The organism is Aeromicrobium yanjiei (genome assembly GCF_009649075.1).
Lineage (GTDB): Bacteria > Actinomycetota > Actinomycetes > Propionibacteriales > Nocardioidaceae > Aeromicrobium > Aeromicrobium yanjiei.
On the sequence record NZ_CP045737.1, the window covers coordinates 802978 to 826008 of the forward strand.

15 protein-coding genes are annotated in these 23031 nt (G+C 72.5%); 11 read left to right on the forward strand and 4 right to left on the reverse strand.

Annotated features, from left to right (window positions below; all coding sequences use genetic code 11):
- Position 1: 1 nt before the first annotated feature.
- Genes GEV26_RS04145 through GEV26_RS04155 form a run of 3 tightly spaced genes read right to left on the reverse strand, consistent with a single transcriptional unit; the run spans position 2 to position 3596 of the window.
- On the reverse strand, positions 2–574 hold the full coding sequence (locus GEV26_RS04145) for a CsbD family protein (RefSeq protein ID WP_153651891.1): 573 nt from the start codon (positions 572–574) through the stop codon (positions 2–4).
- A gap of 58 nt (positions 575–632) precedes the next feature.
- Positions 633–3071, reverse strand: a complete 2439-nt coding sequence (locus GEV26_RS04150; RefSeq protein WP_153651892.1) for an ATP-binding cassette domain-containing protein — start codon at positions 3069–3071, stop codon at positions 633–635.
- A gap of 48 nt (positions 3072–3119) precedes the next feature.
- The gene (locus GEV26_RS04155; protein ID WP_153651893.1) at positions 3120–3596 is read right to left on the reverse strand and encodes a MarR family winged helix-turn-helix transcriptional regulator; all 477 of its coding nucleotides are present in this window, start codon (positions 3594–3596) and stop codon (positions 3120–3122) included.
- A 23-nt stretch (positions 3597–3619) separates the two neighbouring features.
- On the opposite strand from GEV26_RS04155, the gene GEV26_RS04160 reads away from it, so the two are divergent.
- From GEV26_RS04160 to GEV26_RS04210, 11 genes are all read left to right on the forward strand, one after another.
- On the forward strand, positions 3620–5659 hold the full coding sequence (locus tag GEV26_RS04160; protein WP_153651894.1) for an MMPL family transporter: 2040 nt from the start codon (positions 3620–3622) through the stop codon (positions 5657–5659).
- 93 nt (positions 5660–5752) lie between these two features.
- Positions 5753–7135 carry a serine hydrolase domain-containing protein gene (locus tag GEV26_RS04165; protein WP_153651895.1) on the forward strand — a complete coding sequence of 461 codons (1383 nt, stop codon included), beginning with the start codon at positions 5753–5755 and terminating at the stop codon, positions 7133–7135.
- A gap of 24 nt (positions 7136–7159) precedes the next feature.
- Positions 7160–8710, forward strand: a complete 1551-nt coding sequence (locus GEV26_RS04170) for an ABC transporter substrate-binding protein (RefSeq protein ID WP_153651896.1) — start codon at positions 7160–7162, stop codon at positions 8708–8710.
- Between the two features lie 3 nt (positions 8711–8713).
- Positions 8714–9715: an ABC transporter permease gene (locus GEV26_RS04175; protein ID WP_243838911.1), complete on the forward strand. Its 1002-nt coding sequence runs from the start codon at positions 8714–8716 to the stop codon at positions 9713–9715.
- A gap of 3 nt (positions 9716–9718) precedes the next feature.
- Complete coding sequence (locus GEV26_RS04180) at positions 9719–11650, forward strand: dipeptide/oligopeptide/nickel ABC transporter permease/ATP-binding protein (protein WP_153651897.1); 1932 nt, start codon at positions 9719–9721, stop codon at positions 11648–11650.
- Positions 11647–12393: an ABC transporter ATP-binding protein gene (locus tag GEV26_RS04185; protein ID WP_153651898.1), complete on the forward strand. Its 747-nt coding sequence runs from the start codon at positions 11647–11649 to the stop codon at positions 12391–12393. Before GEV26_RS04180 ends, GEV26_RS04185 begins: the two co-directional genes overlap by 4 nt.
- On the forward strand, positions 12390–15689 hold the full coding sequence (locus tag GEV26_RS04190) for a serine hydrolase (protein WP_153651899.1): 3300 nt from the start codon (positions 12390–12392) through the stop codon (positions 15687–15689). The genes GEV26_RS04185 and GEV26_RS04190 overlap by 4 nt, the downstream gene beginning before the upstream one ends.
- The gene (locus GEV26_RS04195; RefSeq protein ID WP_153651900.1) at positions 15689–16813 is read left to right on the forward strand and encodes a M20 family metallopeptidase; all 1125 of its coding nucleotides are present in this window, start codon (positions 15689–15691) and stop codon (positions 16811–16813) included. Before GEV26_RS04190 ends, GEV26_RS04195 begins: the two co-directional genes overlap by 1 nt.
- A 32-nt stretch (positions 16814–16845) precedes the next feature.
- Positions 16846–17712: a GNAT family N-acetyltransferase gene (locus tag GEV26_RS04200; protein WP_243838912.1), complete on the forward strand. Its 867-nt coding sequence runs from the start codon at positions 16846–16848 to the stop codon at positions 17710–17712.
- Positions 17709–18815, forward strand: coding sequence for an o-succinylbenzoate synthase (menC, locus tag GEV26_RS04205; RefSeq protein WP_153651901.1), 1107 nt, complete (start codon positions 17709–17711; stop codon positions 18813–18815). Before GEV26_RS04200 ends, menC begins: the two co-directional genes overlap by 4 nt.
- 25 nt (positions 18816–18840) lie before the next feature.
- Positions 18841–20502: a PucR family transcriptional regulator gene (locus tag GEV26_RS04210; RefSeq protein ID WP_243838918.1), complete on the forward strand. Its 1662-nt coding sequence runs from the start codon at positions 18841–18843 to the stop codon at positions 20500–20502.
- A 5-nt stretch (positions 20503–20507) separates the two neighbouring features.
- On the opposite strand, the gene GEV26_RS04215 is transcribed toward GEV26_RS04210, so the two are convergent.
- Complete coding sequence (locus tag GEV26_RS04215; RefSeq protein ID WP_153651902.1) at positions 20508–23030, reverse strand: ABC transporter permease; 2523 nt, start codon at positions 23028–23030, stop codon at positions 20508–20510.
- Between the last annotated feature and the right edge of the window lies 1 nt (position 23031).

A 23031-nucleotide genomic window follows, 5' to 3' on the forward strand; every position in this document is an offset into this window, starting at 1 on the left:
GTCAGCTCCTGTTCTGACCGCGCAGTCGCGCGGCCTCCTGCTCGGCGACGGCGGCCTCTCGCTCGAGGCGCGCCCGGTCTGCAGCTGCCTGCTGCTCGGTCCTGGTCGCCTGCTCGGCGAGGGCGACCGCGTCGCGCTCCCGCCGGCGCTCGACCTCGTCGGCCTCCTGCTCGGCAGCCCGGCGGCCGACGGCCTCCTGCTGGGCGGCGATGCGCTCGGCGTCCGCGTGCTCCTGCGCGCGGTCGCGGTCGACCGCGCGTTGGGCGGCGTCCGCGCGGTCGTGGACGGCCTCGGCCTCCGCCGCCGCCTCGTGGTTGGTCTCGCGGAGCTCGTCCGCGGCGGCCTGCCGCTTCGCGTCGGCCAGCGCCTCCTCGGCGACGGCCGACCTGCGCTGCTGTGCGGCCGCCTGCTGGAGCTGCCCCTCCTCCACGAGCTCGTCCTTGCCGGTCACTGCACCGGCGACTTCCTTGGCCTTGCCCGCGACACTGTCGAACAGTCCCTCGCGGGCCCCTGCTGCGGTGTCCTTGTCGTGACCGTTGTCGTGACTGTCGTCGTGACCGTTGTCATGGCTCATGACTCAAAAGTGCCCGAATTCCAGGGACCGACACCCTTTCACCGCTGTGACATGGGCCTCACGTGCGCTCGATCGCGCGGCGCAGGTAGGGGGCGGTGATGCTGTTGCCGTCGTCGAGCAGGTCCGCGGGCGTCGCCGCGGCCACGATCGTGCCGCCACGGTCGCCGCCGCCCGGCCCGAGCTCGATGACCCAGTCCGCTGCCGCGATGACCTGCATGTCGTGCTCGACGACCACCACGGTGTCACCCGTGTCGGTGAGCCGGCCGAGCACGCGGACCAGGTCGCGCACGTTGACCGGGTGGAGCCCGCCGGTGGGCTCGTCGAGGACGAAGACCGTGCCCTCGCGGCGGGGGCGCTGGAGCTCGGTGGCCAGCTTGATCCGCTGGGCCTCGCCGCCGGACAGCTCGGTCGCAGGCTGGCCGAGGGTGAGATAGCCCAGTCCGACGTCGAGCAGCGTCGAGAGCGAGCGGTGCACGGCCGGCACGTCCTCGAAGAATGCCGCCGCCTCCTGCACGGTCATCGCCAGCACCTGCCCGATGTCTCTCTCGCGGTAGTGCACCTCGAGGGTCTCGGGGTTGTAGCGCGAGCCCTGGCACGTGGGGCAGACCGAGTAGCTGGTCGGCAGGAAGACGAGCTCGATCGCGATGAAGCCCTCGCCCTCGCACGTGGGGCAGCGCCCGGCCGGGACATTGAACGAGAACCGGCCCGCCGCCCAGCCGCGCTCCTTCGCGGCCGGGGTGGCCGCGAACAGCCGGCGGACCGCGTCGAACAGTCCGGTGTACGTCGCCAGGTTCGACCGTGGCGACCGGCCGATCGGGCGCTGGTCGATCGAGATGATGCGTTGCGGCTCGCGGTCGGTCCCCGCGTCCGCCTCGAGGCGCTCGACCACCGCGGTCAGGAGCGAGGACTTGCCCGACCCCGAGACGCCGGTGATCGCGGTCATCACGCCGATCGGCAGCCGGATGCTGACGTCCTGCAGATTGTGCAGCGACAGCCCCTTCAGCTCACGCCAGGCGGCTGGCTCACGCGCCGCGAGCGTCGGCGACGGGGTGCGGTCGAACATGAACTCGGCCGTCACGGAGTCCGTGACACTCTCGAGGCCGGCCGGCGGCCCGCTGTGCACGACGTGGCCGCCCAGGACACCCGCGCTGGGACCCACGTCGACGACCCAGTCGGCGTGTCGGGCGATCGACAGGTCGTGCTCGACCACGAAGAGGGAGTTGCCGGCCGCGACGAGCTCACGCAGCGCCGCGTAGAGGGCCTCGGAGTCTGCCGGGTGCAGGCCCGCGGACGGCTCGTCGAGCACGTACAGGACGCCGAACAGGCCGGCGCGCAGCTGCCCCGCAAGACGTACGCGCTGCAGCTCGCCCGGGGACAGGGCCGTGCTGGAACGGTCCATCGACAGGTAGCCCAGACCGAGCCCGATGATCGCCTCGACCCGGGACGCGAAGTCCTTGACGAGCGACCGGGCCGCGGTGGCCGCCGCGGCCCCGTGGCGGTCGTTGCCCCGCGCCTGCTGCTCCAGCCCTGTGTCGAGCAGTGCGCACACCTGCGACAGGGGCATCGCTGCCATCTCGGCGATGTCCACCCCGGCGAAGGTGACCGCCAGGGCGGCCGGGCGCAGCCGCTTGCCGTGGCACGTGGGGCACGGTCCCTCGGCGCGGAAGGCCTCGAGCTTCTCGCGCTGGGTCGCGGACTGCGTCTTGGCAAGATTGCGCATGAGGTACTTCTCCGCGGAGGACCAGTGCCCGTGGTACTGGCTCGCCTCGCCCTGCTTGTTGCCCTGCAGGAGCATCCGGGGCTCCTCGTCGGTGAACAGCAGCCAGTCACGCTGCTCCTGGGGAAGCGTGTGCCACGGGGCGTGGATGTCGATGCCGAGCTTGGTGACCATGCGCCGCACGTTCAGCCCGACCCACGCGCGGTTGGCCCAGACGCCGATCGCCCCCTCGTCGATCGAGAGGCTCGGGTCGGGGACCAGCAGCTCCTCGGTCGTGCTGCGCGAGACGCCGCTGCCGTGGCACGTGGGGCACGCGCCCACCGCGGTGTTGGGCGAGAACGCCGAGGCGGGCAGGTGCTCGGCCCCCTCGGGGTAGGTGCCGGCCCGGCTGTAGAGCAGGCGCAGCACGTCCGACAGCGAGCTGAGCGTCCCGAGCGACGACCGCGAGCTGGTGGCGCCGCGTGCCTGCTGCAGGGCCACGGCCGGCGGCATGCCGTCGATCGTGTCGATGTCGGGCGCACCCACCTGCGACAGGAGGCGACGGGCGTACGGGGCGACCGACTCGAAGTAGCGCCGCTGGGACTCGGCGAAGACCGTGCCGAAGGCGAGGGACGACTTGCCCGAGCCCGAGACGCCCGTGAACACCACGAAGCAGTCACGGGGCAGGTCCACGTGGACGTCGCGCAGGTTGTGCTCCCGGGCCCCCCGGACGCGGATCCATCCGGACGAGCCGGCCGGGAGGGGAGTTCCGTGCAGATCGGTCTGTCGGCTGTCGGGCATCCCTTCAACCTAGCCCGCGCGGGTGCGTCCCGCGTGACGACGGTCGTCTCAGGTGGCGGCGGCCTCGTCGCGGGCGGCGCGAGCGGCCGCGTTGAGCTCCTGCATGAGGGCCGCGGCGCGTGCCAGGTCCTGCTCGTCGTGCGCGCCGAGCACCTGGCGCATGTGCTTGGCGAGGATGCCGAACATCGAGCCGCCGACCGCGAGCGCGTCGTCGGTGATCTCGACGCGTACGGATCGGCGATCGGTCTCGGCCCGCTCGCGCCGGACGTGGCCGGCCCGCTCCAGCCGGTCGAGCATCGCGCTGGTGGCCGAGGGGCTGAGCCCGAGGCCGTCGCTGATGTCCTTGGGCGACGTGGGGCCGCGATCCATGACCAGTCCGATCGCCGCGAGGTCCGTGCGGTGCATCGCGTGCACGTGGCTCATCTCGAGGACGTACCGCTCGACCTCAGCGGTGAACATGCGCAGCTGGCGCACGAGCTCGGTGGCGGCGGGGGATCCCGCACCACGCCGATTGGCGGCGGTCATGACTCAATCGTACTATTTCCACCGTGGAATCATTCGATGACGGAAGCAAAGACCAGAAGCGCGGGCCCGGCCTCCGCGCCGCGATACTCGTGACCCTGCTGTTCGTGCTGCTGTCAGGCGCGATGTTCGCCCTGGCCCCCGAGGCCAGGGAGTCCAACGCACCCACTGCGGGCCTGCCGGACTCGGCCGACTCCACCACCGTGGCACGCCTGCAGCAGACCCTGCCGTCCAGCGACGTGTCCCCGGCGATCGTCGTGGTGAGTCGCGACGGCGGCAAGGCCCTCGACGGCGAGGAGAAGCAGGCCGTCACCGATCTGGCCTCGAAGCTGGAGTCGGTCTCGGTCACCGATGACGCTCTCAAGCCGGTCTTCTCCGACGACGGGAAGGTCGCGCTGCTCGCAGTGCCGTTGAAGCAGTCGACCGGCGCGGAGAAGATCGACTCGCTGCGCTCCACCGTGGACAGGTCCTTGCCCGACGGGGTCGAGGCCGAGGTCACGGGAGGTCCGGCCTTCGAGTCCGACCTCAAGGACGTCTTCGCGGGCGCCGACGTCCGACTGCTCATCTCGACGGCCCTCGTCGTCGCGCTCCTGCTGCTCGTGACCTACCGGAGCCCGTGGCTGTGGCTCGTGCCGCTGGTGGTCGTTGCGGTCGGCGACCGTGTCGCGGCCCTCGCGGTCGCGACCGCGACCCAGGTCTTCGACTACGACGTCGACGGCTCCACGACCGGCATCACGTCGGTCCTGGTGTTCGGTGCCGGCACCAACTACGCGCTGCTGCTCATCGCCCGCTATCGCGAGGAGCTGAGGCGCCACGAGAGTCGCTTCGTCGCGATGCGGGCCGCGTGGCGGCAGGCCGCGCCCGCCATCCTCGCGAGCTCGGGCACCGTGACCCTGGCCCTGCTGACCCTGTCGTTCGCCGACACCCCGACCAACCGGGCGCTGGGCTGGTCCGCCGCGATCGGCATCGTCGTCGCGGTGATCTTCGGGCTGATCGCCCTGCCGGCCGCGATGGTCCTGTTCGGTCGTGGCCTGTTCTGGCCGTTCGTCCCGCGTCTTGGCCAGAAGGACCCGTCCCGCGACGGGGTCTGGGCGCGCGTCGGTGCGGCCGTGGTCAGCCGGCCCAAGACGTTCGTGGCAGGCTCCCTCGCCCTCCTGGCGATCCTCGCTGTCGGGGGATCGGGCCTGCAGGTCGGGCTGACCCAGAACGAGCGCTTCCGCGAGACCCCCGAGTCCGTGCTGGGCCAGGAGACCCTCGCCCAGGCGTTCCCGGCCGGGTTCGCCGAGCCGACGGTCGTGCTCGCGAAGCCCGATCAGGCCAAGGCGGTGATCGCCGACCTCGAGGACGTCGACGGCGTCTCGAGCGTGATGCCTGGTCCCGCCTCGGAGAAGTGGGCCGAGCTCAACGTCGTGCTCGACAGCGACCGTGGCTCGGATCGCGCCGCGGACACGATCGACCGGCTGCGGGCGGACCTCGACGACGGCGTGCTGGTCGGCGGCGGTGACGCGCAGGACCTCGACGCCAAGGCGGCCGCCGCGCACGACCGGATGCTGATCTTCCCCCTCGTGCTCGTGATCGTGATGGCGATCCTGGTGGTGCTGCTGCGCTCGATCGTGGCGGCCGTCGTCCTCGTGCTGACCGTCGTCGCGACGTACGTCACGGCGATGGGGGCGGGGTGGTTCGTGTTCACGCACTTCTTCGACTTCCCGGCGCTCGACCTGCCCGTGCCGCTGTTCGCGTTCATCTTCCTCGTCGCCCTCGGTGTCGACTACAACATCTTCCTGGCGACCCGTGCCCGCGAGGAGGCGGCCGACAAGCCGATCGCCGGGGCGATGACGACCGCACTGGCCGTGACCGGCGGCGTCATCACGAGTGCGGGCATCGTGCTGGCTGCGGTGTTCGCGGTGCTCGGCGTGCTGCCGCTCGTCACGCTGACCCAGATCGGCGTGATCGTCGGCATCGGCGTGCTGCTGGACACCCTCGTCGTCCGCAGCCTCCTGGTGCCGGCCCTCGCGACGCTGATCGGCGAGCGGTTCTGGTGGCCGAGCCACCCGGGCCGCCGCTGACGGGCGGGAGTTCGTCCGCGCCGACATGGCAGGCCGCCTGAGCTCGTAGCAGCGTACGAACACCTGAGGGCGCAAGAGTCCTACGGTCAAGAGGTGACCGACCTCAACGACACGAAGACCTGGCTCGACGAGCAGCTCCCTGCGCTCCTCGAGAAGCACGACGTCCCCGCAGCCGCGTGGGCCGTGCTCAAAGACGGCGACGTCGTCGACGGAGCCGCAGGTGTGCTCAGCAAGGCCACCGGCGTGGACGCCACGGCGGACTCGGTGTTCCAGATCGGCTCGATCACCAAGCTCTGGACGAGCACCCTGGTGATGCAGCTGGTCGACGAGGGACTGGTCGACCTGGACGAGCCCGTCCGGACGTACCTGCCGGAGTTCCGCATCGCGGACGAGTCAGCGGCCGCGGTCATCACGACGCGCCAGCTGCTCAACCACACCGCAGGCTTCGAGGGCGACATCTTCACGGACACCGGCACGGGTGACGACTGCATCCAGAAGTACGTCGCGCTGCTCGAGGACGTCCCGCAGCTGTTCGCTCCGGGGGAGCAGTTCTCCTACAACAACGCCGGCTTCTGCGTGCTCGGTCGCCTCGTCGAGGTGCTCCGGGGCACGACGTTCGACGCGGCCCTCCGTGAGCACGTGATCGCACCGCTCGGCCTGACCCACGCGGCGTCGGGCCCCTACGAGGCGATCCTGTTCCGCGCCGCGGTCGGCCACATCGAGACCGGACCGGACTCCGGCTACGTGCCCGCGCCGGTCTGGGCGATGGCTCGTTCCAACGCCCCGGCCGGGTCGATGCTCGCGATGCGGCCGCGGGACCTGGTCGAGTTCGCCCGCATGCACCTCGAGGACGGCCGGGCGCCCGACGGGACCCAGGTCCTCGCACCCGGCACCGCCGCCGCGATGCAGGCCCGCGCGGTCGAGGTGCCGTACACCGGGATCATGGGCTCCTCCTGGGGCCTCGGATTCGAGCGCTTCGACATCGCCACGGGCGACGTCATCGGCCACGACGGCAGCACGATCGGACAGAACGGCTTCCTGCGGATGGTGCCCGAGGCGGGCCTCGCGGTCGCGCTGCTGGTCAACGGCGGCGACGTGATCTCGCTCTACCACGAGATCGTGGGGCGGGTCGTCGACGAGCTCTCCGACACCCGGCTTCCCGAGCTGCCCACACCGCCGAGCGAGCCCGAGCGCATCGACGCGAGCCGGTACGTCGGCACGTACTCCGCGGACGTGATGGACCTGGTCGTCACGCAGGACGACGACGGCCGCATCTTCATCGAGACGACCTTGAAGGGCATGTTCGCCGACATGGCCGAGCACGAGCCGCCGCAGGAGCTCGTCCACTTCCGGGACGACAGCCTCATCCCGCTGCAGGGCGAGCACGGCATGCACATGCCGCACTGGTTCCTGGGCGACGACGGGGCCGGTCACGCCCAGTACCTGCACATCGGTCGCGCCATCCGGCGCGCCTGACCCGCGCGAGACAGAGGAACTTCGATGAAACTGATCCCGACAACCGTGGGGCTGTGTCTGACCGCGTCCGTCCTGGCGGCGTGCGGCGGTGGAGGATCCGGCGGCGGCAAGGACGACGCCGAGATCGTCGACGGCGGCACGTTCACGATGGCGCTGAACGCCGATCCGGGGAACCTGGATCCGCACTCCTCGGTCTCGAGCGCACTGTTCAGCATCAGCCAGCTGTCGTACGACCACCTGTTCAACACCAACTTCGACGACGGCACGATCGAGTCGGGCCTGGCCTCGAAGTGGGACGTCAAGGGCAAGACCGTGACCGCGACCCTGGCCGAGGGGGTCACCTGCTCGGACGGCAGCGAGCTCAAGGCCTCCGACGTCGTGGCCAACTTCGACTACATCGCGGACCCCAAGAACGAGAGCCCCCTGCTCGGGGCGTTCCTGCCGGCGGGCGCGACCTCCAAGGCCGACGACACGGCGCGCACCGTGACGATCACGCTCGCCGCGCCGGCGCCCTTCGTGCTGCAGGGCCTGTCGAACATCGCGATCGTGTGTGCGGACGGCCTGAAGGACCGCACCGCGCTGGCCAAGACCTCCGCCGGAACCGGCCCCTACGAGCTGACCAAGGCGGAGCCGGGAAACCAGTACACGTACTCGATCCGCGACGGCTACACGTGGGGACCCGACGGCGCGACCACCGCGACCAAGGGGATGCCCGACACGATCGTCATGAAGATCGTCGAGAACGAGTCGACCGCCGCGAACCTGCTGCTGTCGGACGGCCTCAACGGGGCGATCGTGAGCGGCACGGATCGCAAGCGCCTCGACGCGGCGAACCTCACGACGTACGACACCGCGACCCTCACCGGTGAGCAGTGGTACAACCAGACGAAGGGCCGGCCCACGGTCGACCCGAAGGTGCGCCTCGCCCTGACCCAGGCGCTCGACCTGGCCGAGCTGCAGAAGGTCCTGACCGGCGGGAGCGGCAAGCCGGCGACGACCTTCGCGGCCCTCGACCCGGTCGCGTGCCCCGGGGACTCGGTCTCCGGCGCCCTGCCGAAGCAGGACGTCGACGCGGCCAAGGCCGTGCTCTCGGCTGCGGACCTGCCCGATCTCACGTTCGTCTACAACCCCGCGAGCGGCAGCGGCGTCAGCGCCGCGGCCGAGCTCGCGGTGGAGCAGTGGAAGGCCGCAGGGGTCACGGTCAAGGCCAAGAGCCAGAACGTGACGGCGATCCAGGAGACGGTCTTCGGGACCGGCAACTGGGACATCGCGTGGCTGCCGGTCAACGTCAACAGCCCTGATCAGCTGGTCCCGTTCCTGTCGGGCCCGTCCACGCCGGACGGCACGAACTTCGCGAACATCACGAACGACGACTACGAGGCCGGCGTCCAGAAGGCGTCCGCGATGAACGGCCAGGAGGGCTGCGAGACGTGGCTCGAGGCCGAGTCGGCGCTGGTCGAGGCAGCGGACGTGATCCCGTTCGCGAACTCGATCGGCAAGGCGTACCGCGCCAAGGCGACGTTCGACTACCCCGGCCAGATGGTGCCCACGAGCATCCGGATGCTGGCGAACTGAGCCGTGACCGTCGCCGAGACCGCAGCGGTCGTGCCGGCCCCACGGGTGGGGAGGTCTGCCCACCCGTGGGTCCGGTTCGCCCTGCGTCGCCTCGGACGTCTGGCGGTCTCCCTGTGGGTGCTGGTCACCGCGGCGTTCTTGATGATCCACCTGATCCCGGGCGATCCGGTGCGAGGCGCCCTGGGCTCGACCGCGACCCCCGAGCTGGTCGAGGCCAAGCGTGAGTCGCTCGGCCTGAACGACCCGCTGTGGGCGCAGTACGCCCACTACCTCAAGGGCCTGTTCAGCGGCGACTTCGGGACCTCGCTGATCTCGCAGACCGCGACCTCGGACGTCATCGCACAGCGGCTGCCCGCCACGCTGGCCCTCGCGGCGCTCGGCTTCCTGCTCGCGATCGCGGTGGCCGTCCCGCTCGGCGTCGCTGCGGGGGTGCTGACCCGTCGGGGTCACGGCCGGCGCACCGAGCTGGGCTTCACCACGACCAGCGTCGTCCTCGGCACGATCCCGGACTTCATGGTGGGCGTCGCTCTCGTCTACGTCTTCGGCGTGCGCCTGGACCTCCTGCCGGTCGCGGGCAACGACACCGCGGCGGCGTACGTGCTGCCGGTCATCTCCCTGGCGATCGGTCCGGCGGCGATCCTGGCCCGGATCATCCGCATCGAGATGGTGACGACGCTCCAGGCGGACTTCATCCGCACGGCGCGCGCCAAGCGCCTGCCGTCCTCGCGGGTCTACCTCTCGCACGCCCTGCCCAATGCCCTCACGGCGGCGCTCACCCTCTCGGGCCTGCTGCTCGGCTCGATGGTCGCCGGGACGGTGCTGGTCGAGAACGTGTTCGCGTGGCCCGGTCTCGGCAGCACGATCGTGTCGTCGATCCTCAACAAGGACTACCCCGTCGTGCAGGGCATCATCTTGATGTACGGCATCGGCGTCCTGCTCATCAACACCCTCGTCGACATCGCCCTGGCGCTGCTCGACCCGCGCTCCCTGATCAGGGAGGACTGAGCGATGAGCCGCAGCCAGCAGACGAGTGGCCGCTTCCTCGCGGTGCTGCGCACCCCGCTCGGCCTGGCCACGGCCGCGCTCACGGTGCTGATCCTCGCGCTGGCGGTCGTCGCCCCCATCCTGTGGAGCGATGCGGCCGGGGCGGTCGACACCGACGACATCCTCGCCGGACCGAGCGCAGATCACTGGGCGGGCACCGACAACCTCGGCCGCGACATCATCTACCGCACACTCGTCGCGACTCGGCTGTCGATCGAGCTCGCCCTCAGCGCCACCGCGATCGCGGTCGCGGTCGGCCTGGTGCTCGGCACCGCACCGCTCGTCCTCGGACGTCGTGCGGGCCGGGTGGTCGTCGCGGGCGTCAACATCGCGGTCGCCTTCCCCGGCCTGCTGCTCGCGCTGTTCTTCGCGGTGGTGTTCGGCATCGGCGCGACCGGCGCGGTGCTGGCCATCGGCATGGCCGGTGCGCCGTCGTTCGCCCGCCTCGTGCAGACCCTCGTCGCGGGGGTCGCGTCGCGTGACTACGTCGCGGCCGCCCGGATCGCGGGTGTCGGACGCTTCCGCGTGCTGCTGCGGCACGTGCTCCCCAACGTCGCCGAGCCCTTGATCGTCAACGCCACGATCGGCGCGGGCAATGCGCTGCTCGCATTCGCGGGGCTGTCCTTCCTCGGACTCGGCGTCCAGGCACCCGCGTACGACTGGGGCCGGCTCCTGTTCGACGGCGTGGGGTCGCTGTACGTCAATCCGGGCGCCGCGCTCGCTCCCGGGCTCGCGGTGCTGATCGCGGGTCTGGCCTTCAACCTGTTCGGCGAGTCGCTCGCGAAGGTCGTGGGCGTCTCGACGGGCGTCCCGCTCCCGGGGAGCCGTCGGCCCGTGCCGGCGCCGGTGCGCTCGGCGTCCGACCACGATCGCGTCGACCGGCCGAGGAGCGAGGACGATCTCGTGCTCGACGTCCGGGGTCTCGAGGTCGCGTTCCCCGGCCCGGCTGGTCCGGTTCGCCCGGTTCGGGGCGTCAGCTTCGGCGTGCGGCGCGGCGAGTCGGTCGGCATCGTGGGCGAGTCCGGCTCCGGCAAGTCGCTGACCGCGCTGGCCGTGTCACGCCTGATAGACGATCCGGGACGGGTCGAGGCCGATCGCGTCCGCTTCCTCGACGAGGACCTCCTGGGTCCCGACACGACGGCCCAGCGCCGGGTGCTGGGGACGTCGATGGCGATGGTGTTCCAGGACCCCATGACCTCGTTCAACCCGACCCGGCGGATCGGTGCCCAGCTCGCCGAGGTCTCCCGGCACCACCACGGCCTGGACAAGAAGCAGGCCCTCGCCCGTGCGGTCGACCGGCTCGCGGCGGTGCGCATCTCCGAGCCCGAGCGGCGGGCGCGCCAGTTCCCGCACGAGTTCTCCGGTGGGATGCGCCAGCGCGCGATGATCGGCATGGGCGTGATGGGCAGCCCTGCGCTGATCATCGCCGACGAGCCCACCACAGCCCTCGACGTGACGGTCCAGCAGCAGGTCCTGGACCTGCTCGCGGCGATCCGGCGGGACGACGACGTGGCGCTCGTGCTCATCAGCCACGACGTGACCGTGGTCGCCGACGTCTGTGACCGCGTGCTGGTGATGTACGCCGGCCAGATCGTGGAGGACCTGCCCGCCTCGGAGCTGACGACCGCGGCCCAGCACCCCTACACCCGTGCGCTCGTCGCCGCGGTGCCGTCGATGGACACGGACCTGGACGAGCCGCTGCCGGTGATCCCGGGACGCCCCGTGGACCCCGCCGACGTGCCGCCCGGGTGCCCGTACTCGGCCCGGTGCCCCCTCGCGACCGAGCGCTGCCTCACGGAGGACCCGCCGCTGCTGGCCCACGCGGCCGGGCGGGTCGCGTGCTGGCACGCCGGTGAGTCGATCGTGCTGGAGCCGACGAGGACGGACGTCCTGTGAGCGAGCTGCGATTCGAGGACGTGACGGTCCGCTACGGCGGGACGACCGCCGTGGACGGCGTCAGCCTGGTGGTGCCCTCGGGGGCGATCGTGGGTCTGGTGGGCGAGTCCGGCTCGGGCAAGTCGACCCTCGCCCGCGCAGCCGTCGGCCTGGCGCCGGTCGAGAGCGGCCGGATCCTGCTCGACGGAGAGCCCGTGCCCGTACGCGGTCGGCGCCGGCCCGTGCAGATGATCTTCCAGGACCCGTTCTCCTCCCTCGACCCGCGGATGAGCATCGGCGAGAGCGTCGCCGAGGCGGTGCCGCGGGGTGTGGGTCGCCGCGAGCGTCGCGCGGAGGTCGCGCGCCTGCTCGACCTGGTCCACATCGGCGCGGTCCGCTCCGACGCCCGGCCCTCCGAGATGTCCGGTGGCCAGCGCCAGCGGGTCGCCCTGGCCCGCGCCCTCGCGGCGCGCCCCGCGGTCGTCGTCGCGGACGAGATCACGTCCGCACTGGACGTCTCGATCCAGGGGACCGTGCTCAACCTGGTGCGCGAGCTCCAGGCCGAGCTGGGCCTGTCGATCCTGTTCATCTCCCACAACCTCGCGGTCGTGCGCTACGTCGCGGCGCAGGTGGCGGTCATGCACCGCGGAACGATCGTCGAGCAGGGCCCGACGGACCGGGTGCTCGCGACTCCCTCCCACGACTACACCCGCGACCTGCTGGCCGCGGTCCCCGGCCGAACCCGACGAAGGAGTCCTCAATGACCCGACGCATGCGCATCGACGACCTCACCGCCCTCGCGGTGCCGTCGCAGCCGGTCCTGTCACCTGACGGATCACAGGTCGCGTACGTCCTGCGGACCCTCGACACCCGGCACGACCGCAGCCACGACGAGCTGTGGATCGTGCCCACGTCCGGTGGCGGCCCCCGTCGGCTGACCGGCGGCCCGCAGGACTCGGTCCCGGTGTGGAGCCCGGACGGCTCACGGCTCGCGTTCCTGCGTGCCGGCCAGGTGCACCTGCTGGACGCCGGCGGCGGGGAGCCCGTGCCGTTGACGCAGCTTGCCGGCGGAGCCGGCGCGCCGGTGTGGAGCCCGGACGGAGAGCGGATCGCCTTCGCCGCCCCGGTCGACCCGACGGACGGCACCGGACCCCTCGTCGCAAGCCGCCTGGACTACCAGAGCGACGGCGCCGGCATGTACGGCCCGATCCGGCACCAGCTGCACGTCGTCGACCTCGGCTCGGGGGAGTGCCGCCAGGTCACCGACGGCCCCGAGCACGCGGGCCAGCCCGCCTGGGCACCCGACGGCCGGGCGCTCGCGTTCACCCGCCGGATCGGCGCCGACAGCGACCTGACCTTCCGCACCGCGGTGCACCTGCTGGACGTCGACGACCCGCGCGGCACCCCGCGGGTCGTCGGCTCCGACGCGGGCGTCGCGGGCACGGTCGCGTACGACCGCGACGGCCGGCACCTGCTCGTCGTGGGCCACCCGGGCGATCCGGTCGGCCACCAGCACCTGCTGCGCGTGCCGCTCGACGGGGGCGAGCCGGTCAGCCTCACCGCGGGGCTGGACCGCAACGTCATGCCGGGCGCAACCGCGTACCCGGGCGGCCGCCCGCAGCGCGACGACCGCGGCCGTCTCCTGTTCTGCCTGCGCGACCGAGGCTGCACGCACGTGTGGGCCCTCGACGACCCGGACGCTCCGGAGGGGCGGCCCGTGCTCGCGGGCGAGGACCGCGTCGTGTCCGGCCTGTCGGTCGTCGGCGGCACCGCGGTCGTCGCGCTCACCACCTCGACGTCGTACGGCGAGATCGTCGCCCTCGACCTCGCGACCGGCGAGGGGTCCGTGCTCACCGACCACGGCGCTTCCCTCGCGGGGGTCGAGCTGTTCAGCCCGGAACCGCGCTCGTTCTCGATCAGCGACGGGACGACGGTGCAGGGATGGCTGCTGCGCGACCACGAGCGGACCGGTCCCCGGCCCCTGCTGCTCGACGTGCACGGCGGCCCCCACAACGCGTGGAACGGTGCGGCCGACGAGATGCACGCGTACCACCAGGAGCTGGTCGCCCGTGGGTGGTCGGTGCTGCTGGTCAACCCGCGCGGCAGCGACGGCTACGGGGAGGCGTTCTTCGACGGGGTCAACGGCGCCTGGGGCGTGGCCGACGCGAGCGACTTCCTCGAGCCGATCGACGCGCTGGTCGCGGAGGGCCTCGTGGACCCGGACCGGCTCGCGGTCACGGGCTACAGCTACGGCGGCTTCATGACCGCCTGGCTCACCGGCAACGACGACCGGTTCAAGGCCGGCGTCGCGGGGGGCGTCGTGAGCGACCTGGTCAGCGAGTTCGGCACGGCGGACGACGGGATCTTCCTCAGCACGTACGAGCTCGGGGGCGCGCCGTGGGACGACCCGGAGCGCTATGCGGCGATGTCGCCGCTGAGCCACGTGACCAACGTGACGACGCCGACCCTCGTCCTGCACGGGCTCGCGGACCTGACCTGCCCCGTGGGCCAGGCGCAGCAGTGGCACAGCGCGCTGCGCTCACGAGGCGTGCCCACCGAGCTCGTCCTCTACCCGGGCGCCTCCCACGCGTTCATCCTGGTCGGGCCGCCGTCGCAGCGTCTCGACTACGCCCACCGGGTCGTGGACTGGGTCGAGCAGCACGTCGTCCGCGGGGGCCGGGCCCGCCTCGACGTGGCCCACTGGGAGCGGCGTCTGCGCGCGCTCGCGGACCGCTACGGCGTCCCCGGCGCCCAGCTCGGCATCCTGCGGCTCGACGAGGACGGCACGGAGGAGGTCGTTGTCGCGTCCCACGGCGTGCTCAACATCGACACCCATGCGCCGGTGACGGAGGAGTCGATCTTCCAGATCGGCTCGATCACCAAGGTGTGGACCGCGACGGTCGTCATGCAGCTGGTCGACGAGGGTCTCGCCGATCTCGATGCGCCGGTCGTCGAGATCGTCCCGGACCTGCGGCTGTCCGATCCCGAGGTGACCAAGCAGGTCACCCTGCGCCACCTGCTCAACCACACGAGCGGTATCGACGGCGACGTGTTCACCGACACCGGCCGCGGCGACGACTGCCTCGAGAAGTACGTCGGGCTGCTCGGCAACGAGGCGCAGAACCATCCGCTCGGGGTCACCTGGTCGTACTGCAACTCCGGCTTCTCGGTGCTGGGGCTCGTCATCGAGCGGCTCACCGGCACGACCTGGGACCAGGCGCTGCGCGACCGGCTGTTCACGCCGCTCGGGATGCAGCGCGCGATCACGCTGCCCGAGGACGCACTGCTGCACGCCGCCGCGGTCGGCCACGTGACGGTCGACGGCCGCAAGCAGGTCGCCCCGATGTGGCAGCTGCCGCGCTCGATCGGCCCCGCGGGCCTGGTGACGGCGCGCGTCGCGGACGTCCTGGCGTTCGCCCGCATGCACATGCTGGGCGGGCTCGCCCCCGACGGGGAGCGGATCCTCAGCGAGGCGTCCGCTGCCGCGATGACCGCGCACCAGGCCGATCTCCCCGACAAGCACTCCCTCGGTGACTCGTGGGGCCTGGGCTGGATCCGCTTCGGCTGGGACGGTCAGCGCCTCTACGGCCACGACGGCAACACGATCGGCCAGTCCGCGTTCCTGCGCGTCCTGCCCGAGGCGGGCCTGGCCGTGAGCCTGCTGACCAACAGCGACGGCGCGCGTGACCTCTACGAGGCGCTGTACCGCGAGATCCTGGCCGACCTGGCCGGCGTGACGATGCCCCGCCCGATCGCTCCGCCCGAGCCACCGGTCGAGCACGACATCACCCCGTACGTCGGACGCTACGAGAGGTCGTCGGTGGTGATGGAGGTGCTGGTCGCCGACGGCGAGCCCCGTCTGCGGACCACGGTCGTCGGACCGCTCGCGGAGATGGTCGCGGACCCGGTCGACGAGCACGCCCTGGTGCCGTACGCCCCGAACATCTTCCTGACCAAGCCGCCGGAGGCCGAGACCTGGTTCCCGGTGACGTTCTTCGAGCTGCCGACGGGCGAGCGCTACCTGCACTTCGGTGTCCGCGCGACGCCGCGGGTCGGCTGATGGACCTCTCCGAGCTGGTCGCCGACACCCGCGAGATGGTCGAGTGCGAGTCGCCCTCGGCGGATCTCGACGCGGTGGCCCGGTCGGCCGAGGTCGTCGCGCGGGTGGGCGAGCGCCGGCTGGGCGTGGCCCCCGAGCGGATCGTGCTCGAGGGGCGTACGCACCTGCGCTGGCGGCTCGGCACAGGGCCGTCGCGGGTGCTCCTGGTCGGCCACCACGACACGGTGTGGGCCATGGGCTCGCTCGCGAGCCATCCCTGCACGGTCGAGGGTGACGTCCTGCGCGGGCCCGGCTGCTTCGACATGAAGACGGGACTCGCGATGGCCTTCCACGCTGCCGCGGGCCAGGACGGCGTCACCGTGCTGGTCACGGGCGACGAGGAGCTCGGCTCGCCATCGTCGCGTGGGCTGATCGAGCAGGAGGCCCGGCTCGCGGAGGCCGCACTCGTCCTGGAGGGCGCCGCACCCGGCGGCGCCCTGAAGTCCGAGCGCAAGGGCGTCTCGCTCTACGACGTGGCGGTGCACGGGCGGGCCGCCCACGCGGGGCTCGAGCCCGAGCGCGGGGTCAACGCGACCCTCGAGCTCGCGCACCAGGCGCTCGCGGTCGCGCTGCTCGGCGACACCGGCCTCGGGACCACCGTCACCCCCACCGCGGCGCGTGCGGGTCTCACGACCAACACGATCCCGGCCGACGGCGTCTTCGCGGTCGACGTCCGGGTCCGCAGCCTCGCCGAGCAGGACCGCGTCGACGCCGCAATGCGCTCGCTGGCCCCGGTGCTCGACGGTGCGACCACGCACGTGACGGGCGGCCCCAACAGACCGCCGCTGGAGCACGCCGCCTCCGCCGACCTGCTCGAACGGGTCCGGGCGATCGCCGAGCGGCTCGGACAGCCGGTCGTCCCCGCGGCCGCGGTCGGCGGAGCCTCCGACGGCAACTTCACCGCAGGGGTGGGCACCCCGACCCTCGACGGGCTCGGCGCGATCGGCGGCGGCGCCCACGCCGACGACGAGCACGTGCTCGTCGACCGCATCCTCGACCGGACCCAGCTGGTCCGTTCCCTCGTCGCCGAGCTCCTGGCGGCACCCACCACACTCGCCGGCTCGGCCCACTGGAGCCGACCATGACACCGCCGGAGAATCTCCGCAGGATGGATGACGTGACCACAGCCGCCCTTGACCCCCAGCTGGACGCCGATCGCACGGCCGACGCGGCAGCGTCCGCGGCCCGTGTGCTGATCCGCGAGGTCGTCGACCTCCCCGAGCTCGAGCAGGTGCTCGACCTGTACGCGCGCATCTGGGGGCGGGAGGCCAATCCGCCGCTGACCCTCGAGCTGTTGCGGGCGTTCACGAAGGCGGGCAACTACGTCGGCGGTGCCTTCGCGAGTGACGGTCGACTCGTCGGCGCATGCGTGGGCTTCTTCCACGCTCCCGCCGACGACGCGCTGCACAGCCACATCGCGGGGGTCGACAGCACGATGGTCGACCGCCACGTGGGATTCGCCCTCAAGCTGCACCAACGTGCGTGGGCGCTCGGCCGGGGCGTCTCCGACGTCGCGTGGACGTTCGACCCGCTCGTGAGCCGCAATGCGTACTTCAACCTGGTCAAGCTCGCAGCACGCCCGGTCGAGTACCTGCCCAACTTCTACGGGCCCATGGACGACTCGATCAACGGGGCCGACGAGACCGACCGCCTGCTGGTGCGATGGAGCCTGACCGATCCCGCGGTCGAGCTGGCCTGCTCCGGGGGCGCCACCTCGTCCGTGGTCGCCGACGAGCTCGCCGCCGGTGCGCTCACGGCGCTCGGCATGGACGCGGACGGCGCCCCGGTGCGCGGGCGTCTTGACGGCGCGACCTCCCTGGTCGCCGTGCCGCGCGAGATCAGCCTGCTCCGAGCGTCCGATCCCGCGCTGGCCCGCAGGTGGCGGCTCGAGGTGCGCGACGTGCTGGGCGGGCTGCTGGCCGACGGAGCGCGCATCACGGGCTTCGACAAACAAGGCTGGTACGTCGTGAGGAGGGGGCTGTGAAGCTCACGGGTGTCGAGCTGATCCATGTCTCGATGCCGCTCGTCTCGCCGTTCCGCACCTCGTTCGGCACCCAGGTCACGCGTGACCTGCTGCTCCTGCGCGTCGTCACCGACGAGGGGGAGGGGTGGGGCGAGTGCGTGACGATGCCCGACCCGGTCTACTCCTCCGAGTACGTGGCCGGCGCCGCGGACGTGCTGCGCCGCTTCCTGATCCCCACCCTCGCCGCGTCCGGACCGCTCGACGCGTCCCGGGTCGCGACCGTGCTGGCACCGTTCAAGGGGCACCGGATGGCCAAGGCGGCGCTCGAGATGGGCGTCCTCGACGCCGAGCTGCGGGCCGAGGGCAGGTCGTTCGCGCGCGAGCTCGGGGCCGTCCACGACCGGGTCCCGTGCGGGGTCTCGGTCGGCATCATGGACAGCATCCCGGCCCTGCTCGACGCGGTGGGCGGCTACATCGACGAGGGTTATGTCCGGATCAAGCTCAAGATCGAGCCGGGCTGGGACGTCGCCCCGGTGCGCGCGGTGCGCGAGCGGTTCGGCGACGACGTGCTGCTGCAGGTCGACGCCAACACTGCCTACACGCTCGCGGACGCCCGGCACCTCGCCCGGCTCGATCCCTTCGACCTGCTCCTGATCGAGCAGCCGCTCGAGGAGGAGGACATCCTCGGGCACGCGTCCCTCGCGCAGCAGATCACCACCCCGGTCTGCCTCGACGAGTCGATCACCTCGGCACAGTCCACCGCGGCCGCGATCCGGCTGGGTGCCTGCGCGGTGGTCAACATCAAGCCGGGGCGGGTCGGCGGATACCTGGAGGCCCGACGCATCCACGACGTGTGCGTCGCGCACGGTGTGCCGGTGTGGTGCGGAGGGATGCTCGAGACCGGGATCGGCCGGGCCGCGAACGTCGCGCTGGCCGCGCTGCCGGGCTTCACGATGCCCGGGGACACCTCGGCCTCGGACCGCTACTACCGCACCGACATCACCGAGCCGTTCGTCCTGGACGCCGGGACGTTGACCGTTCCCACCGGGCCGGGCATCGGTGTGCTGCCCGTGCCCGAGCTGCTGGCGGAGGTGACGACCCACACCGAGTGGGTCACGGTCTGACCCGAAGAGCCCTAGTGTCGTGAGCGTGAGCACCGAGATGACCGCATCCGGCAGCCGGCCCCGGCCGCGTGCAAGTCTTGCGCGGGTCGTGGACGATCTCGGCGCGACGCTGCTCGAGCTCGTGCACGGCGACACGAGCCGCAGCGACGACATCGGCGGGGTGGTGATCCACGACCCGGTCGACGCCCCCGTCCTGCCGCCGCGCGCGCTCGTCCTCGGCGTGGGCCTCGAGGACCCGGCCGCCATCGCCGCGCTGCTGGTCGAGCTGGGCCGGCGCGACGCGGCTGCACTCGTGGTGCGCGCACCCGTGCCCTTCACCGACGAGGTCCGCGCGGCAGCCGACACCTCACGGGTCGCGCTGCTCGGGCTGAGCCGGGGTGCGCCGTGGGCCCACCTCGCGACGATGCTGCGCTCGGTCCTCGCGGAGGGCGACCTGGGCGGCGCAACCCCCGAGACGCTCGGCGGCCTGCCGTCCGGAGACCTGTTCGCGGTCGCCAACGCGATCTCGTCGCTGCTCGACGCGCCGGTCACGATCGAGGACCGCAGCTCGCGCGTGCTGGCGTTCTCCGGGCGCCAGGACGAGGCCGACCCGTCCCGTGTCGAGACGATCCTCGGCCGCCAGGTGCCCGAGCGCTACTCGCGGATCCTCAACGAGCGGGGCGTCTTCCGGGAGCTGCACCGCTCGGAGCAGCCGATCTACATGGAGGCCATGCCCGACGTCAACGAGGCGATCACGATGGCCCGGGTCGCGGTGGCGGTCCGGGCCGGCGACGAGGTGCTCGGCTCGATCTGGGCCGCGGTGCCCGGCCCCCTCAGCGACGAGCGCACCGCCGCGCTGCGGGACGCGGCGCAGCTGGTCGCACTGCACCTCCTGCGGGTCCGCGCGGGCGCCGACGTCGAGCGCCGGGTGCGCGCGGATCTCGTCGGGTCCGTGCTGGAGGGGGGCTCGGGGGCCCGCGACGCGCTGGAGCGGTTGGGCCTGGCCGACACGCAGCTGCTGGTGCTGGGCTTCACGGTCGCCGACCCGGGACCGGTCGACCGCACCGACCCGTCGACGGCCCACGAGCGCCAGCGTCTCGGTGATGCGTTCGCGATGCACCTCAGCGCGGTCAACCCGCGCTCGGCGTCGGCGCTGTTCGACGGCGTCGCGTACGGGCTGGCGGCGGCGACCGGCTCACGCGAGGAGGCCGAGACGCGCGCGATGCGCATCGCCCACGACTTCCTCGGTCGCATCGGCGGACGGCTGCGGCCCATCGTCGCGATCGGCCCGGTCGCGACCAACCTCTCGGACATCGTCCGGGCCCGGGCCACGACCGACCGGATCCTGCGGGTGCTGCGGGAGGGCCACGGGGGCAGACCCGTGGCGCGGCTCGTCGACGTGCAGACCGAGTCCCTGCTGATGGAGCTGCGCGACCTGACCATCGCGCGCGGCGAGCAGCTCACCGGCCCGCTGGCCCGCCTCGTCGCGTACGACCGCGAGCACGGCGGCAGCCTCGTGGAGACGCTGCAGGCCTGGCTCGATGCGTTCGGCGACGTGACCCGGGCCTCCGAGGCCCTGTTCGTGCACCCCAACACGTTCCGCTACCGGCTGCGCCGGGTCAAGGAGATCGGGGAGGTCGATCTCCTCGACCCGGCGCAACGGTTCGCCCTCACGCTGCAGCTGAGCCTGTGGCCCGGTCGCGCCTGAGCCCCTCACCGTCCCGTCGCGGTCGGCGAGGACCGCAGGAGATAGCGCGTCGGCAGCTCCACCGAGACCACGATCAGTCCCACGACCAGCGCCGCCGTCGAGGGGACCAGCCAGATCGGTGCCGAGGGCCACGGACGCCCGAGGAACCCGATGCCGAGGAAGACCAGCGGCAGCGCGGAGACCGCGAGCGCCGCCCCCACTGCGACCCCGGCGGCGATGAGTGACTCGCGCCTGGTGGTGCCGAGGACCTGGGCGCGGGTGGCGCCCGCGGTCCTCAGCGCGGCGATCTCGCCGCGTCGCTGGGTCGTGACCGCAACGATCCGGTTGGAGATCGTCAGGGCAAGGTAGCCGAGCAGCACCGCGATGGTCGCGACGTTGAGCAGCATCCCCTGCGCCGCGATCGACTCGTGGGAGTCCACGGTCGTCGTCTCGACCTCGAGTCCTGGCCGGGTGGCGGCGAGCGTCGCGAGGGACGCGCGGGCCTCCGACGTGTCGTCGGTGCGCACGAGCAGGCTGTGGTCGAGGCCGGACGTCGTGTGCTGCAGGGCGAGATCGCGGGACAGCACGACCGAGCCGAGACCGAGCTGCCGGTCGTACACCGCGACGACGCGCGGCCGGACCTCGGTGCCGTCGCCGAGCGTGAGGCTGACGGTCCTGCCCACCTGTGCGTCGCGTGCGTCCGCCGCACCGGCGCCAACCGCGATCGTGTCGCCCTCGAGATCGGCCAGGCTGCCGCGCTGCACGTCGAGGTCCAGCACCCCCGGGGCCTCGGGGTCCAGCACCATCGCCGGCTCCGCCTCGACCTCGGTGTCGCCCAGCACCTCGTGCGGCCAGACGACCGAGGTCGTGGACATCGGTGCTGCCGCGCGTACGCCGTCCAGCTCGCGCACCTGCTCCGCGAGATCGGCCGGCACGCCGCCGAGCCCGTCGCCGGTGATCCGCAGCTCGGCCGTCGTGGCGTCCCGCACGCTGTCGGCGCTCGCCCGCACCAGCGTGGTCTGCGAGATCGCGTACGTCAGTGTGAAGATCATCAGCATCGCCGAGGCCGTGATGACCCCCGCGAAACGGGTCGTGAAGACCCGCATGTTGGTGACCGCGAGCCACGTGGGTGCCGAGACCCGGTCGGGGATCCGTCCGCCGACCGCGTCGCTGGCGCGTCGCAGGAGGGCGGGGGCGGCCACCGCGAGGCCGATCGCCGCGACGATGCCGGCGGTCGAGGTCATCGCAGCACCGATGTCGCTGACCAGGAGGACCGGTGCCGCGGACAGGCCCACGGCGCCGAGGAGCACGAGCAGGCCGATCCGCTCCCGGAGGCGCGACGGCACCCGGGCCTCGCTCGAGGACTCCACCATCGCGTCCACGGTCGGCATCCTCGACGGCCGCCAGGCGGCGGCACGTGCGGCCAGCTGGGCGACCACGACCATCGACACGACACCGGCAACGGCCGGCAGCGGACCGTACGTCAGGGGCAGCGACGGCGGCAGGATGTCGGTCGCCCGGAGCAGGCCGCCGAGCTGCCCTGCGAGCAGGTAGCCCAGGACGATGCCGGGGACCGCGGCGATCGCGGCCGTCGCGCTCGTCTCGCCCGCGACCAGGGTGCGGACCTGGCGGGGCGTCGCGCCGATCGAGCGCATCAGGGCGAGCGCCCGTCGCTGCCCGGCCACCGAGACGGTGACCGCGCCGGTGACCACGAAGCCGACGAGCATCACCACGATGCCGCCCAGTGAGCCGGCGACCAGCAGCAGGGTGCCGCGCGCGGCCGTGACGTCCGGTGCCGCGGTGTCGCCCCGGTCGGCCCCGGTCGACACCTCGAGGCCCGAGCCGCCCAGCTGCTCGCGGACGGCGTCGGCGACGGTGTCGACCGAGCCCGGCGCGACGTCCAGGCCGACCAGGTCCGCGGTGGTCCCCGATCCGCCGGCCTCGCGGATCGCCGCGGCTGCGGCGTCGCTGAAGAACAGCTCGTCCCCGCCACCGTCGACGATTGCGGCCACGCGGTGCGTCCGCGCGGCACCTCCGGCGGTGGAGATCTCGACGTCGTCGCCGACCGAGACGTCGGCAGCCGCGGCTGCGGCCGAGCCCAGGGCGACCTGGTCCGTGCCGACGGGCGCGCTGCCGTTGGTGCTGTGGCGGCCCAGCAGCCGGACCGACGACCAGCCGTGACCGGCGGTCCGGGGGTCGTCGCTCGTGGCGACCGGGCCGTCGGCGGTGAGCAGCGCGGCGGGGAACGAGACGTCGCCGACGACGTGACGCACGCCCGGGACCTCGGCCAGACCGGCTGCGAGGTCGCGCGGGATCCGGTTGCGCTCGGGCAGGACGGCCGGGATGCTCTCGGAGGCGCTGACCGACTGGGGTGCGGTCACGACGATCTCGGCCCCGGCCAGGCGGCCGACGGGGGCGTGGGAGCGCAGACCCGACTCGGTGAGCACGCCGGTCGCGGTCACCAGGGCGGCGCCGCCGAGGGCTGCGCACGCGATCGCGACCAGCGAGGTGAGACGGTGGCGGGCCATGCGGATGGCGAGCTGGATCACG